The 14,004-nt window shown below is 64.7% G+C and carries 16 protein-coding genes; 11 read left to right on the top strand and 5 right to left on the bottom strand.

Annotated elements, in window-relative coordinates; translation table 11 throughout:
- Nucleotides 1–28 precede the first annotated feature (28 nt).
- The 7 genes from CKO41_RS12300 (at nt 29) to CKO41_RS12270 (ending at nt 5,508) form a co-directional block, all read left to right on the top strand.
- Complete coding sequence (locus CKO41_RS12300; RefSeq protein WP_200250917.1) at nt 29–367, top strand: NifB/NifX family molybdenum-iron cluster-binding protein; 339 nt, start codon at nt 29–31, stop codon at nt 365–367.
- A 211-nt stretch (nt 368–578) separates the two neighbouring features.
- Nucleotides 579–1,238, top strand: a complete 660-nt coding sequence (gene adk / locus CKO41_RS12295) for an adenylate kinase (RefSeq protein ID WP_200250916.1) — start codon at nt 579–581, stop codon at nt 1,236–1,238.
- Between the two features lie 231 nt (nt 1,239–1,469).
- Nucleotides 1,470–1,841, top strand: a complete 372-nt coding sequence (gene trxA, locus CKO41_RS12290) for a thioredoxin (RefSeq protein WP_200250915.1) — start codon at nt 1,470–1,472, stop codon at nt 1,839–1,841.
- Nucleotides 1,842–1,908: 67 nt separating this feature from the next.
- Nucleotides 1,909–2,433, top strand: coding sequence for a DUF1249 domain-containing protein (locus tag CKO41_RS12285; RefSeq protein ID WP_200382479.1), 525 nt, complete (start codon nt 1,909–1,911; stop codon nt 2,431–2,433).
- A 400-nt stretch (nt 2,434–2,833) separates the two neighbouring features.
- Nucleotides 2,834–3,094 (top strand): Nif11-like leader peptide family natural product precursor, encoded by a 261-nt coding sequence (locus CKO41_RS12280; RefSeq protein WP_200250911.1) that lies wholly within the window; start codon nt 2,834–2,836, stop codon nt 3,092–3,094.
- A gap of 84 nt (nt 3,095–3,178) precedes the next feature.
- Nucleotides 3,179–4,516, top strand: a complete 1,338-nt coding sequence (locus CKO41_RS12275; RefSeq protein ID WP_200382477.1) for a radical SAM/SPASM domain-containing protein — start codon at nt 3,179–3,181, stop codon at nt 4,514–4,516.
- On the top strand, nt 4,513–5,508 hold the full coding sequence (locus CKO41_RS12270; protein WP_200382475.1) for a hypothetical protein: 996 nt from the start codon (nt 4,513–4,515) through the stop codon (nt 5,506–5,508). The genes CKO41_RS12275 and CKO41_RS12270 overlap by 4 nt, the downstream gene beginning before the upstream one ends.
- Nucleotides 5,509–5,967: 459 nt before the next feature.
- On the opposite strand, the gene CKO41_RS12265 is transcribed toward CKO41_RS12270, so the two are convergent.
- Nucleotides 5,968–6,696 carry an LrgB family protein gene (locus CKO41_RS12265; RefSeq protein WP_200382473.1) on the bottom strand — a complete coding sequence of 243 codons (729 nt, stop codon included), beginning with the start codon at nt 6,694–6,696 and terminating at the stop codon, nt 5,968–5,970.
- Nucleotides 6,693–7,151, bottom strand: coding sequence for a CidA/LrgA family protein (locus tag CKO41_RS12260; protein WP_338113855.1), 459 nt, complete (start codon nt 7,149–7,151; stop codon nt 6,693–6,695). The genes CKO41_RS12265 and CKO41_RS12260 overlap by 4 nt, the downstream gene beginning before the upstream one ends.
- Nucleotides 7,152–7,276: 125 nt before the next feature.
- Between CKO41_RS12260 and CKO41_RS12255 the strand changes: the two genes are divergently transcribed.
- The 4 genes from CKO41_RS12255 to CKO41_RS12240 all read left to right on the top strand — a co-directional run bounded on the left by CKO41_RS12255 (nt 7,277) and on the right by CKO41_RS12240 (nt 11,885).
- Nucleotides 7,277–8,056 (top strand): dienelactone hydrolase family protein, encoded by a 780-nt coding sequence (locus CKO41_RS12255; RefSeq protein ID WP_242464298.1) that lies wholly within the window; start codon nt 7,277–7,279, stop codon nt 8,054–8,056.
- A gap of 130 nt (nt 8,057–8,186) precedes the next feature.
- A complete protein-coding gene (locus tag CKO41_RS12250; RefSeq protein WP_200254678.1) occupies nt 8,187–8,837 on the top strand; it encodes a CDGSH iron-sulfur domain-containing protein in 651 nt (216 codons plus the stop codon).
- A gap of 419 nt (nt 8,838–9,256) precedes the next feature.
- A complete protein-coding gene (locus CKO41_RS12245) occupies nt 9,257–9,754 on the top strand; it encodes a DsrE family protein (protein ID WP_200382469.1) in 498 nt (165 codons plus the stop codon).
- Between the two features lie 1,474 nt (nt 9,755–11,228).
- A complete protein-coding gene (locus tag CKO41_RS12240; protein ID WP_338113821.1) occupies nt 11,229–11,885 on the top strand; it encodes a L,D-transpeptidase in 657 nt (218 codons plus the stop codon).
- Nucleotides 11,886–12,007: 122 nt separating this feature from the next.
- Here CKO41_RS12240 and CKO41_RS12235 read toward each other — a convergent pair whose 3' ends face one another.
- The 3 genes from CKO41_RS12235 to CKO41_RS12220 form a co-directional block, all read right to left on the bottom strand.
- Nucleotides 12,008–12,727 (bottom strand): hypothetical protein, encoded by a 720-nt coding sequence (locus tag CKO41_RS12235; protein WP_242464297.1) that lies wholly within the window; start codon nt 12,725–12,727, stop codon nt 12,008–12,010.
- Nucleotides 12,728–13,172: 445 nt separating this feature from the next.
- A complete protein-coding gene (locus tag CKO41_RS12230; RefSeq protein ID WP_242464296.1) occupies nt 13,173–13,532 on the bottom strand; it encodes a HigA family addiction module antitoxin in 360 nt (119 codons plus the stop codon).
- A gap of 278 nt (nt 13,533–13,810) precedes the next feature.
- Nucleotides 13,811–14,004, bottom strand: a 194-nt coding sequence (locus tag CKO41_RS12220) for a hypothetical protein (protein WP_200382467.1), incomplete at its 5' end; no start/stop codon positions are given.

Here is a 14,004-nt window from a genome sequence, read left to right as displayed (position 1 = left end):
CTTTCTTGATCGCCTTGGAGATACCCAGATGCGCATCGCCATCCCGGTGCAGGACGACGTCCTCGCTGCCCATTTCGGCCACTGTCCGGAGTTCGCCCTGACCGATGTCGACCCGCAGTCGCGGGCCGTCACCGGCGAGCGCCGGGTCGCCGCCCCACCGCACGAACCCGGCCTGCTACCACGCTGGCTCGCCGAGCAAGGTGCCACCCACATCATCGCCGGCGGCATGGGCCAGCGCGCGCTAGACCTCTTCGCGAGCCACGAGATCGCGGTCGTCATCGGCGCCCCACAGGCCGCCCCGCAGGAACTCGTCCGGCAGTTCCTCGACGGCTCGCTGAGTACCTCGGGCAACCCCTGCGACCATTGATCGCCCGTCCCGCCCGGCGCCGTCCGGGCGGGCACCTCGGGAGCGCCTCGGGGCGCAACCCTGCCGCACCTGTCCCGCCCTGCGGGGCGCCCGCCGCTTGGCCCGCGACGCCCGCAACCGCCCGAATCGACTCGCCGCAATGGTGACTCGCCGTCGGCTGTGGCAGACTGACGCGCCAAAATTCTCAAACGACGACTGAGGAGCGACGAAGATGCGTGTCATCCTGCTCGGGGGTCCGGGTGCCGGAAAGGGGACTCAGGCCGGCTTCATCAAGGAACGCTTCGCGATCCCGCAGATCTCCACCGGGGACATGCTGCGCGCCCACGTCAAGGCGGGCACCGAACTCGGACAGGCAGCCAAGGCGGTCATGGATGCCGGCGGCCTGGTGTCCGACGACATCATCATCGGCATGGTCAAGGAGCGCATTGCCGAGCCCGATTGCGCGCGGGGCTTCCTGTTCGACGGCTTTCCGCGCACGCTGGCCCAGGCCGAGTCGATGAAGGAGGCGGGGATCTTCGTCGACGCCGTCGTCGAGATCGACGTCTCCGACGAAGAGATCATCCGCCGCATGTCCGGGCGCCGCGTGCATCCAGCCTCCGGGCGCAGTTACCATATCCAGTTCAACCCGCCGCGGGTCGAGGGTCAGGACGATGTCACCGGCGAGCCGCTCGTGCAGCGTGACGACGATAAGGAGGAGACGGTGCGCGCCCGGCTGGGCGTCTATCACGAGCAGACCGAGCCCCTGATCGAGTACTACTCGAGCTGGGCGGCGCGGGGCGACGAGGGCGCGCCCAAGTACCTGAGGGTCGACGGCATCGGCAGTGTCGAGGCGATCCGCGATCAGATCATCCGCGGGCTCGAGGGCCTGTGACCCACCCCGTGGCCGGGTAGCCGCATGCCTCGGGGTTGCCCAGGGCCCCGCGGGTGCCGCACGCCGATCGATCCGCGTATCGGGGCCGGTCCGGTTCGGGCCGAGGGGCGCCGTCGGCCGGGCGGGTCCGATCCGTCCCACGCGGCGACGCCGACCGACGGATGCCTCGCTCGCGTCGTCCCGATCCTATCGTCCGACCTATTTTGATAAAGAATCCAAGGGGGAAGCCAAATGGCCGTAGTTGAGCTCAACAAGGACAATTTCGAGCAGACGATCACGGACAGTCCGTTCGTCATCGTCGACTTCTGGGCGCCCTGGTGCGGACCGTGCCGCTCGTTCGCGCCCGTCTACGACAAGGTCTCGGCCGATCACGAGGACATCGTCTTCGCCAAGGTCAACACCGAGGACGAGCAGTTGTTGGCGGCCCGTTTTCAGATCCGCTCGATCCCGACGCTGATGATCTTCCGCGAGCAGATCATCATCTTCTCCCAGCCCGGGGCACTGCCGGAATCGGCGTTCCGCCAGCTGATCGAAAAGGCCTCGGAGCTCGATATGGACGAGGTGCGTCGCGAGATCGAGGCGCAGCAGAAGGGTCAGGCCTGAGGCCCGACCCGAGGCGCGCCCCGGCGCGGGGCGTTCCGCCTAGAGCCCACGAGGCCCAGACCCGATCATGCAGGCCCCCCTCTACCCCTGGCTCACCCGCGACCTGCTCCTCGGGCGCCCCACTGTCGGCTCCCTGATGGGGCTGTGCGAGGGGAATTACGCGTTGCTGCGACGCCTGGTCCCCGGGCTGAACCGCATCCAGGGTGCCCATCGGGCGTCGTGCCCCGGCGATCTGGACCTCCATCTCGACGTCCTGGAGCAGGCGCCCTACACGAGCACGGTGCGCCTGACCTACCTCTTCGCCTCCCTCGGCGACGCGACCCGCCGCCAGGCCGAGCCCGACGCCTGCCTGCGCGCCTACCACGACGCGCGGCAGGTCGAGGTGCTCGGCCTGTCGCCGAAGTCGCTGCCGATGCTACGCGACCCTGACGAGCCGCTCCTGCTCGACAAGTGGCGCGTCAATCTCTTTCTCGCGAAGTGGCTGGGCTACTGCGCCCAGCAGGGCTATCGCTTCGACTGCGCCGAGCGCGACGAACCGCCGCACGGTGCCCGCTCGCTGGGCGCGATCGCTCGCCTCGCGGCCTGCCCCTGACCGCGGCAGGGCGGCGAGTTCGGTCGGGTCACCCTGGAAGACCGGTTCGGTCGACGGTGCGCTTCGCAAGCCACCGCACCCCGCCGGTTTGATGCCCCGCGGTGGCCCGAATCGCCATGGACGTTAGCGAAAACGCGATTTCCGCTTCGCGTCGGGCACCTTGATTTTTCAACGTGTCCTCCTGTCTCGCGCCTCTTGCGTGTCCCGCCGTTTCCCTCCGGGCTAGCTCCCTCGCTCCCCTTGATGACAATTTCGAGCCGGTTCATGTTTCTGTGAACTACGTCGGCGGTTGGACGTGGTTGCGGGTCAAGTCTTGGTCTAGATTGATATCGGTGACGTGTCGGGAGCGACGCTCGACACGGACACCCACTCAATCATAGTGAAGACGAGGAGATGAGAGATGAGCGAGGCAGCTACCAAGTCTTTCTTCGAGGCCATAGGCAAGGATGCCGCACTCAAGGGCGACGCCGAACAGGCGAAGAGCCTGGATCAGCTCGCCGCCGTGGCGAGGGATAAGGGCTATGATGTGACGACTGACGATCTGGTGATGGTCGCCGAAAAGAGTGGGCAGTCGGTCGAGTCCAAAGGCGGCGAGCAGGTCCTCGCAGCGAGCATTTGTGCCAGTGTGGGCTGCATCGCCTGTGTCAGTATCGGCAGCTGATTCGGCACCGTTCGCGGGGTGTAGGCGGTGCCGTCGACACCCCGTTTCGCCTTGTAGTCCTGCGATGATTGCGAAGGGCCGACCATGGTTGCCGACGAGAGCGAATTCCCGCCCCTGAACCTCGCCGATGCCGTGACTCGCGAGATGCAGGGGGTGCATTTCGTCAACAACCCTCGTACCGGGGCGCTCAGTGTCCTCAACGGAGCCGAGATGCTGGCGTTCCACCAACTGGGCGACGGTCGGAGCCATGATGGCGCACGCAGCTTCTTTCGTATCTTGGGCCACTCGCCGGAGCAGGCGGAACGCCTGGCGTGGGGCTTCGTCAGGCGCCTGCTCCGCGAGGGATGGGGTCGTGAGACTTTCCCCGGGCCTTCCGAGACACCCCTGGCCAGTCTCTATTTGACGATCATCCGCGATTGCAATCTGGCGTGCCCGTATTGTTATCAGGGGCTGGAGAACCGCGGCGGGCGTCGAATGTCACGAGAGTCCGTTCTCCGATTGCTAGACGACATTCGTGCCGTCAACGCCGATTGTCACATCGTGGTGACGGGCGGCGAGCCCCTGCTACATCCTGATCTATTCTCCATCCTGAAAGACATTTCCGAGCGAGGCCTTTCTTCATCCCTGCTGACCAATGGGCAGTTGCTCGATGATGCGGTCGCGGCCCGCCTGGCCGACTGCGAGGGGCTTGCCCGCGTCCAAGTGAGCCTCGACGGGATGAGCGAGGCGGTCAACGCCCAAACCCGCGGGCGTGGGGCGCGCGATAAGGCGGTCGCGGCCCTGGAGGCATTGGCTCGGCATCAGGTGCCATTCCTCGCGGCGCCCACACTGCATGACGGCAACTGCCACGAGATGGTCGACATGGCGCTGTGGTTGCACGAGATCGGTGGGGCCGTCAATGCCAATGATTTGCGGGACCTGGGAATGAAGGGTGGGGGATTGGCCTTGGCGCAGGAGACCCTCCTCGAGACCTTGCGGGCAGTCAATCGCGCGTTGATTGAACGCTTCGGCCGGGCCGCCGTGGAGGCGCGCCTGATGCGCTTGCAGCCGCCTCGAGTCTGCACGACCGATTCGCCGAACAGCCACTTCTCCTGCGGTATGGCCCACAGCCTCATCGACATCGATTGGAACGGCGATGTCTATCCGTGCCATCTTCTCAAGGGTCCCGAAATGTTAATGGGTAACATCCACCGAGACGATCTGTCGGCGCTCCTCGCCGGGGCCGAGGCGCGCGGCTTTCGGCCGCGTAGCTACGAGATACCTGCCTGCGCCGCCTGTTCGTTCATGTCGGTCTGCGGCGGCGGTTGCCGTGCGACCGCCTATGCCGAGTACGGCGTCCTTCTCCGCGAAAGCCGCGAATGCCGCCTGCACCATGCGCACCACACCGCTCGGCTGCTTCGAGCGGCCGGTCTTGGCGCATGATCCCCGGCGCGTCCCTGCCCGATCCCGACGGGCTCTCACCGGAAAGGGCCGAGGCGGCCCGTTGGCACCTTTTCGTCAACGTTGCGCCGCGTTTGCTCGATGACGCCGCGGCGGCGGTGCGTGGTTACCACGCCGGTACTGTGTCTTTGGTCGATTGGCTAGCCGCAGAGAGCCGAGTCGGGGACCTGTTGACCTATGCGGAACGCCTGCTTGCGCGACATCCGGCGCCACAGGCCCGGGCTGCCGGATTCGCCGATCTGGACCGGACGCAGCCGGGCATCGTGCGGGCGAGCGCCCCCCTGGCCTTCTGTCCGGAATCGATCTTCTTGGTGCACGGCCCGATCATTCTCGGGGCCGTGGCCGCCTTGGCCGAAGGCTTGCTCAGCGTTGGCGAGCGGCTAGTCGGCGCCGAGGGCGTGCGCTTTCGTCGGCCGGTGCGCCACGCCTTGACCCTGACCATCAGTGAAACACCACAACGAGAAGGTGGGATCTTGCCATCGGTAAGCGGCACCCTGGCAACGGACGCCGGCCGTCGCTTGTGGTTTACCGGACGACAGCGACGGGCCGAGCCGGTCATAGGCTGGATCGACAATGGCTCTGCGAGGCAGCTCTTGCCGGTGGATGCCTTGACCACGGACGCGGGGGACTACCGGCTCCAGCTCGCGGCGGGTGTCGTCGCCGTCGGTGTGCCCCCAGCGTTTGCGATACAGCTCATCCTCGAAGCCGCATTGCGGGCGATCAAGCTGCTGCGTGCGGGCGACGGACGGGCAATTCTGCTCGGTGGATTCAGGCGCCTCGCAGTGCCAACCGATCTTTCGTCGCGTTTGGCCGCCGGCATCGAACTGAATCTGACCCTGTCGTGTCCCGATCATCCGCCCGACCGTGGCACCTGGACGCGTCTGCGGGCCGTGGTGCGTTCGGACGATGGTGCCATTCAGATCGAGGCCCTGTGCGCCGAACGGTACTGCTCGCTGGCCGGCTTGCTGGCCTGACGTCTGCCAGGGGCCTCAGTGTCGGTGCAATAATGACCGGTGCGTTTGGTCGGGTTCGCGCAGCATATACACGACATCGGGGATCGAGTCGTCCCGCTCATTTTCGAATCTTTTTCGGAACAAGGCCGCAGCGCCTGCGATCGGCGGCCATTTGTCCGTCGCCTGGCCGACCGAAGATGAAGCGAAGCCGAAATGGCATTTCCCCTTACGTCTCGAAAAACTGTCCGCATGGCCTTTTTTCGATCTTCCCAGCAGACGGTTACAGCGTGCCGGTGCAATTGACCGAATGCGGGCGTGTGTTCCGGTCATCGCATCGACAAGCGACCGGCCCTCTTCGAGCGAGGACTTGCGCCCCAGCGCGGCCTGTACGCGTTGGTGCCTTTTCACCGCTGATCGCGACCCGCACGCCACCGATGTTGCTCGGACCGATGCCGCCATCGGGGAGTCGCGCTGCGGCGCTCACATCAGCGCCCGGACGAACGGCCAGACCACTGGCAGCAGCAGGGCGGTGAGCAGGCCGGCGAGCCCCATGGCGAGGCTCGCGTGGGCGCCGGTCTCCGGGCCCTCGTTGAAGGCGCGGGCGGTGCCGATACCGTGCGCCGCCGCGCCGAGCGCGATGCCCCGCGCGCGTGCGTCGCGCACCCCGAGCAGCGAGAGGAGCGGCGGGCCGAGCACGCCGCCGACGATGCCGGTCAGGATCACGAACACCGCCGTCAGCGTCGGTAGCCCACCGATCTGCTCGGCGATCCCCATCGCGATGGGCGTGGTCACGGCCTTCGGCGCGAGCGAGGCGATCGTCGTCGCGGCGGCACCGAGGACCAAGGCCAGGCCGACGGCCCCGAGCGAGGCGACGACGACCGAGGTCGGCAGCGCCAGCGCGATGCCCCGCCAACTCTGACGGAGCGTGCCGAACGCCTTGTAGAGCGGCACCGCGAGGGCGACCGTGGCCGGCCCGAGCAACACGTGGATGAACTGGGCACCCTCGAAATAGCGTTCGTAGGAGATGCCGGTCACGTGCAGCACCAGCGCCAGCGCGATGACCGACCAGAGCACCGGGTTCGCCAGCGGGTGCATCCCGAGGTGACGATAGACGCGGTCGGCCGCGAGATAGGCCAGCACCGTCAACGTCAGCCCGAAGAGCGGGTCGCGGGCCAGATAGACCCAGATGTCCGAGAGCCCATCGATCATCGGCGTCCCTCCTCGTCCTGGTCCTCCTCCGGGCGGGAGCCAGGTCCCACGGAGGCCATCAAGAGCCCGCCGACGGCGATCGCCGCGAGCGTACTGATCAGGAGCGCTGCAGCGATCGGCACGGCCTCCTCGGCCAGCAGGGCCAAATGGGTCGTCACCCCGACCCCGGCCGGCACGAACAGCAGCGAGAGGTGACCGAGCAGCGCTTGCGTAGCCCGCTCCAAGGCCGGCGGTACGGCACTGGCCGCGCCCTTGCGCCAGCCGCGCACGATGAGCGCCAGCAGCAGCCCGAGCATGCCGATCACCGGGCCCGGCACCGGCAGCGCGAACGCGTGGCTCAGCGCCTCCCCGGCCAGTTGGAAGACGAGCAGGAGCGCCAGGACGGGCAGGATGGGTGGGGTCGGGGTCAGGGCATCACCCGTTGCAGAGCGGCAAGTCGTCGCGATATTAGCCACCGACGGCGATCCGGGGCAAGGCGGATCCCGCGCGGCGATATGCTGGGCGCGGCCTGAATCCATCGGACAGGAGGTAGAGCCAGAGGATGTGTCATCGCGATCGGAAGGCCAGATGGTGCCTCGTCATGCTCGCGGCCCTCGCGCTGGCTGCGTGCAGCGACGGGGTGCTGCGCTACGAACTGGCGCCTGGCGAGGCGGGCGCCCGGAGGGTCATCGTGCCGAGCAAGGCAAGGGATGGGCAGGTCGTCGTCTCGCAGGGGAACGCCCGCGGGACGGCGGGCTGCCGCCTCGACTACCTGCTCTACTCGCCGAGCGCTGCGCGACGGGACGCGGACACCCTCGTCGTCGTCGGCCACGGCTTTCTGCGCAGCTACGAGCAGATGGACGGGCTGTCGCGGCGAATCGCCGCGGCGGGGCTGCGCACGGCCTCGGTCCGCTTCTGCAACTCGCGGATCTGGGACGGACGCCACCGCCAGAACGGGCAGGACATGAACGCGCTGGCCGACGCACTGGGTGCCAGGCGCGTCGTCTACGTCGGCTTCTCCGCCGGTGGGCTCGCGGCGCTCGTCGCCGGGCGGGGCGACGAGCGCACGGTCGGTGTGGTCGCCCTCGACCTCGTCGATCGCGACGGCCTCGGCGTCGCGGCCGCCGCCGACCTCGACCGGCCGTTGATCGCCCTCGTCGGCCCGCCGTCCCCCTGCAACGCCGAGAACAACGGCCTCACGGCCCTGGCCGCCGCCCGGCGCGCCAAGATCCACCGGATCCCCGACGCGACCCACTGCGACTTCGAGGCCCCCACCGACTGGCTCTGCCGCCGCGTCTGTGGCGAGCGCCCTGGTGGCGAACAACGCCGCGAGCAGATCATCACGGCCGCGACGGACGCCGTCGTCGCGCTGACTCGGTGACATGCGTGCCAGGTCCGGCGCGGTCCGATGCGCGCTTGCCGATTCCGCGGCCTGCATTCGGGCCTTCGGCAAGTCGCCCCCATACTTGCCCATGGTCGCCCGGTCCAGAACAGCCAACGTGGAGACGATGATGAGTGACAAGCCGATCTCCGATTATCCCGGCAGCGAAATCGACGTGCACTGGGACGAGCGCCTCTGCATCCACATCGGCGAGTGCGGCCATGCTGCCAACCGCCTCTTCGAGGCGGACCGCAAGCCCTGGTGCGTGCCGGACGAGGTCAGCCGGGCCGAGGTGCGCGAGGTCTGCGAGCGCTGCCCCAGTGGCGCGTTGAGCTACACCGACAAGTCGGGCGAGCCGGAGCGGGCGCCCGCCGAGAACACCCTGAGCCTGGTCTACAATGGCCCCCTCTATCTCACCGGCGACCTGCACATCGAGGATGCCGCCGAGGACATGCCCGGCACCCGCTTTCGGGCCGCCCTCTGTCGCTGCGGGGCATCCGGCAACAAGCCCTTCTGCGACAACAGCCACCTGCAATCCGGCTTCCAAGACTTCGGCGCCGTCGGCGAGATCGGCCCAGGTGCCGACGGCATTGGCGGTCCCCTCGAGGTCAAACGCATCCCGAATGGCCCGCTGAAGGTAGAGGGCAACCTCAGCATCCGCGCCGCCAGTGGGCGGGTCGCCTGGCAGGGCACGAAGGCCTTCCTCTGTCGCTGCGGCGCATCCGGGAGCAAGCCCTTCTGCGACGGCAGCCACAAGGCGGTCGGCTTCACCGACGGCTAGTCGTGCGACGGTGAGCGCCGCGGCGTGCGAGTGGACTGGAGGTCGTCGTGCGGGCGTGCGGGGCGCTTGAAAGCCCGCTACAGCGAGTGTTTCAACCATGTTCGCACGAAGGGGTCGCGAAGGGTTCAATGCGAGACTTGCCCCCGGCGTCACGCTGGGCCTGCCGCAAACGACTTCCTCCCTTGCTCTCCGTGATCGCAGGACCGGACACCATTTCTCGATCGGCGGACATGACGACTGTGACCAGACGGTCCGGTTGGGGGTAGAAGCCGGCCGATACGTCCCAATTCTCTTCGGAGGTGTCGTCACCGAGACACGCCCAAAGGCCCCTGCGATCCGGCGGAATACCGCCGACAGAGCGGTCGACCATCCACCGTGACCGCAGGCAGAGAAGAAACCGAAGTCCGAAGGAGGATGTCATGATCCACCCATACGGCCGGATCTTCACGGCTTTGATCGTGGTCGCCCTGACCGCGATGCCCAGCCTGGCTGGTGATTACGGCAATGCGTTGAAGGGGGTGACGAAGTTCGATGCCGTATTCGACTTCACGCATGGAGACCCAGAGGATGCAAACGTCATCCTGACGGCCATCGATCAAGTCGACGACGGCCCGGAAGTCGCGGCCATGCCGAACGCCCCGAGGCTCGCCATCGTGTTCCACGACGCCGCCGTGCACCTCCTGTCGACTGAGCAGGGGAGCCATGACGATGCGGCATGGGGCGAGGTCCAGAAATTCCAGAAAGCATTGAAAGACATGAAGGAAAAGGGCGTGACCATGGAGGTTTGCCAGTTCGCCCTGGATGTCTTCGGGATCGACCGGAGCACCATCATCCCCGAGATCGATCAGGTTCCAAACGGGTTCGTCTCGGTCATCGGATACCAGGCGCAAGGATACGCGTTGGTCCGCATCCCATAGGCACGCGCGGGAATAGTCAGCATTCCCCGCACAACGCAGGTAACGCGCCATGTTTAGTCGCGACTAGCGGCTGAACATGGCGGAACTCGGAAGATCAGATGGTCGAATTCCGAGCGAAGATCTGCCGGAGATCGAGGTCAGGAAGACCGGATTCCTGTCCCCCATGTGACACCGGCGATCATTGCAGCGTCTTCCCAAGCACGAATGCACCCCTGAGAGGCATGCGCGTGCGGCAAGGTCCTAGGACGCTGCCTCGGCGTGTGAAATGTCAAACGCCGATCCTGTTCCTGCGAACTGTGTAATGTGAGGCCGCGCACCCGTGCAAGTCGGGCCAAGTGGTCGCTCGGCTACGATGCGAGACCCCGGCGCCGCTTTATACGGCACCTTGAAAAATTCAAGGTCCCCTTTAGTTGAACGCCGAGGCTAGCCCCTGCCCGTCGCCGCGCCGGGAGCGAAGCGACGGCGCGGCGACGGGCGGTCGGGCCGAGTCGTTAGTTGGGCCATTTGGTTCGAAGATGCGCGGGGTAATTGAGCCTGCGCCCGTTTTTCGATGGCGGGTAGAAAGTTATCAACCGCGATCTGGTTTCGGCTCCATCATCGGCGCTGGAGCCGGGGGCGCTGGTTCATGCTTCGTGGTGCTGCAGGCCGTGAGCCCCAGCACCAGCACGATGGCGGAAATGGCGAGAACGGATCTGTTCGTAATGCTCATTTTTCGTCACCTAAGTCTCTAATGTGCGGACATTCACTCGACTGAGGGCACTACGGCAGCGGAATCAGCCTATGCCGAGTATCGCGACCACCACCATCTAAACACAATTATCTGGTCGCTCGTCTGGAAATATCTGGTCTTTGCGGCTGACTGTCAAGACCAACGAACTTCGTCGATCCAGCACTTGTGCCTCGGCAAATCCAAGCTCAGCAGGATGATCAGGTGATTGCAGGAGACTTCCATAGGGCCTGCTGCCGGACGCACAGTCGAGTATTCGGTCTGATGTCTCGATCTCCGCCACAGAGGTCTGCCCCAGGTAATCAGTCCTCCGGGGTGAATGAACACTTTATACAGGTGGTTGAATTTGTTACCCTCCCAACACTCCGATTTCCGACCGACGTCCTGAATGCAATGTACCCTGAACACAGTACGGTAACTGCCTTCGGCTCGTTCAAGGGCAAAATCGATGACGAGCCGCGCAGGAAGTCTCAGCACCAACGGCTCAACATCGAGGGCGCGACAGATCTTGATCGCTTAGCGTCGCCCGGGCGTTTCGGCGAGACGACCAGCGCCGCCTCCGCGAGGACATTCTTGGGGCAGTTGGCACCCCCGAACCCTGCTGCGAGCAGTGAACGAGGACATCATCTAGCCGTAGCGGCCTGCTTCAAGCGTCGACGCGCAGTCCCCAGGCACCTGAATTTGACGAGCATGGCGCTTTGCCTCTGCGTTAGCCTGTTGGGTGCCGGCTGCGTCCCGAGCGAGGCGGTGAAGGTAGACGCGGTCGCTGATATGCCCAACCCGATGCTCAACGCAGCGTATTCTGAAGACGCGGACGCCACATTCGTTGCAGAGCCAAGAATGTCTGCGGCGCATAGATCCGAAAACATTGACTTTGCATCAGAGAGCGCCTCGCGTAGAACAAGGGACATGGCGCACTGGATTGTCAGATCTAGAGACAATCTCAACATGCCCTTCGCGATTGTCGACAAGCCAAACGCCAAGGTCTACGTGTTCGGTGCGGAGGGACAGTTCGAGGGCGCAGCGCCCGTTTTGCTTGGACTGGCGAAAGGCGATCTCTCCGTGCCTGGCGTCGGCAGTAAACCTCTGTCCAGCATTCCGCCCTCAGAACGTACGACGCCTGCGGGTCGTTTCGTGTCGGCAATGGGCCGCAATCACAAGGGTAAGGACATCCTCTGGCTGGACTACGAACAATCCCTCTCCATGCACGCAGTCGTTAAAGGCACGGCCAAAGATCGCCGAGCCGAACGTCTAGCCAGTCCAACGCCGCTCGATAATCGTATTTCGTTTGGCTGTATCAATGTTCCGGAAGATTTCTTCGAGAACGTGGTAATAAATGAGTTTTCCGGGCAGGGCGGTATCGTCTATATACTGCCAGAGACAAAGGAATTCCGGAGGTTATGACCCGGCAAACGGTGGCAACATACCGAAGTCGGCCACGGATTAGGTGGCTGAAGGTCTTCGGTCAGAGATCTGACGCCGCGCGCACCATGCCCGAGGAACGCTTCATGCTTCGAGGGGGCGCGTCACTGGGTATTGCACAGCGCGCGGACTGAGCGTGGAGTTGCATTGAGACGCTCAAAAGGCGGTTCCCAAGCCCTTTTTTCCGCGATCCAACTCCGCAAGGGCATGACCATTGGCAGATGACCGTTGGGTCGGTACCAGGAATCGACGCTCCAGGAAATCCCCGTCTCCTTATCAAGGATTACAGCCGTCCAGTGAACCGCTGTGACATCGAAAAGTTTACGCACCTTCGGCAGGGAGACGGACCACCCGTCCAGCTCCCCAATATGCCGGAGAATGCTCAGGTAAGTCGTCGTATTGCTGGAGTTATCGATGCAATCCATTCGTCCCGGGACTGGCGCGTCAAAATCATTGATCGCACGATCGTTGGCCAGTAAGGGCTGATACTTTTGCGCCAGCGACTCCATTTGCCAGATGCCGATCCGTATTCGTTGCAATCTATCGTGAAGGCTTTCGCCGGAGCAAGTCCGCATTCGTCTTTTCAGGATCGCTATATCATCGGGCGTAAAGGTGATGTTTTCTGTGCGTGCACACGACCAATTAAAACAGATTCGCAGCTTTACAGACCCGTCTGGGCCGGCCACATATTCTGGTGGAAGTGGCGATGAAACGGATTCGCGGACGCCACCAGGTGAACCAATCAGCGAGGTGTCGGCAACGACTACACCCGTACCGAGGAAGAGCGTGGCGACGAAGCTGATGACGGGTAGCCGAAACAGCATGACAGAAGGGTTGGAAGTAACAAGCCGCCGGCAAAGCCGGGGACTTTCGATTGCTGGCCCCTCAAAGGGGCCTGGTCGCAATCGGCAAAGACCGCGTGCCAGCACGGAGACTGTCCGGGGCGTCGTCACTGCTTTCTGGCGATATCGAGGACGCAGTTGAATCCTGCGAGCACCCAATCGAATAACGATCAGCGCGCAACCACCCGAGGAACGTCAAGACGCCCCACATGCCAATTAAACTAAACTGGCCAACGGTCGGAACAACCGTTCATAGGTTCCGACGACGGCCCGAGATGGCTGTGCGATGCCTCGATTCACGCCGCCTCCTCGTATCCTGGACCTGCATACATTCGTTCTTGAGGGGACCTTGAAAAATTGCCATCCGGGCGATTTTTCAAGACGTGAAGCGAAAATGCGATCTCCGCTTCGCTTCATTTTCAGTCGCTTAGGCGACTGAGAATGGCGGGGCATCCTTGCCCCGCGCGGGCACCTTGAATTTTTCAAGGTGCCCTGGATTCTGAACAAACCGCCTGACGTGTAGCGCGGGAGCACTCCGGCGCACCTGGGCGAGATCATAAAGCGCCTGCTGCTGTAGCCAACGCTCGGCACTGCCGCCGAAGGCAAGGGAGAGGCGCAACGCCGTCTCGCCCGAGATCCCGAGTCGTCCATCGAGCAGGTCAGCGAAGGTCTCTGGCTCGACGCCGAGGCCGTCGCCCGTCTCGCCCACGCCGAGCCCGAGGGGATCCAGGCACAACTCGCGGATGACGGCATCCCGGATGCGGTGGATGATGCGTGGCCATTGCAAGCCCCGTTCCGTGGTAGTCGATCAGGTCGACGGCGTGGCCCTGGTCATTGAGGCGAAAGATCAGGCGCCAGTTTCCTGATACGGTGACTCCATGGTGCCCGGCCAGGTCGCCTTTCAGAGGATGCAGGCGAAAGCCCAGAAATTCCACCGGGGGCAGATCTCGCATTGTAACGACGCAGGAACCTTGCACTGCATCAATGCTGGGACCGTCCGCGTCTCTTGGATCCACCGGTGTCGCGTCGGCACCGGGACCTCGCAATCCACCTGCAAGCGGGTTCCTACCGTTCGATCAGGACGTGGGCCCGGCTCGCGCGCCCATGGGCGTCGACGACGGCGATGGTCGCGAAGCCCGGGCCCGTGGGCTGCCAGTCGGTGGGGCGGCCGTACGGGGAGCGGGCGACAGGGGCGCCGTCGACATACCAGATGAAGGGCGGCAGGCCGTTGCGGACCTTGAGGGGCAGCGGGGCCGGGG

It is taken from the genome of Thiococcus pfennigii (assembly GCF_016583835.1).
Lineage (GTDB): Bacteria > Pseudomonadota > Gammaproteobacteria > Chromatiales > Chromatiaceae > Thiococcus > Thiococcus pfennigii.
This window is presented reverse-complemented; position numbering and strand designations above follow the sequence as displayed.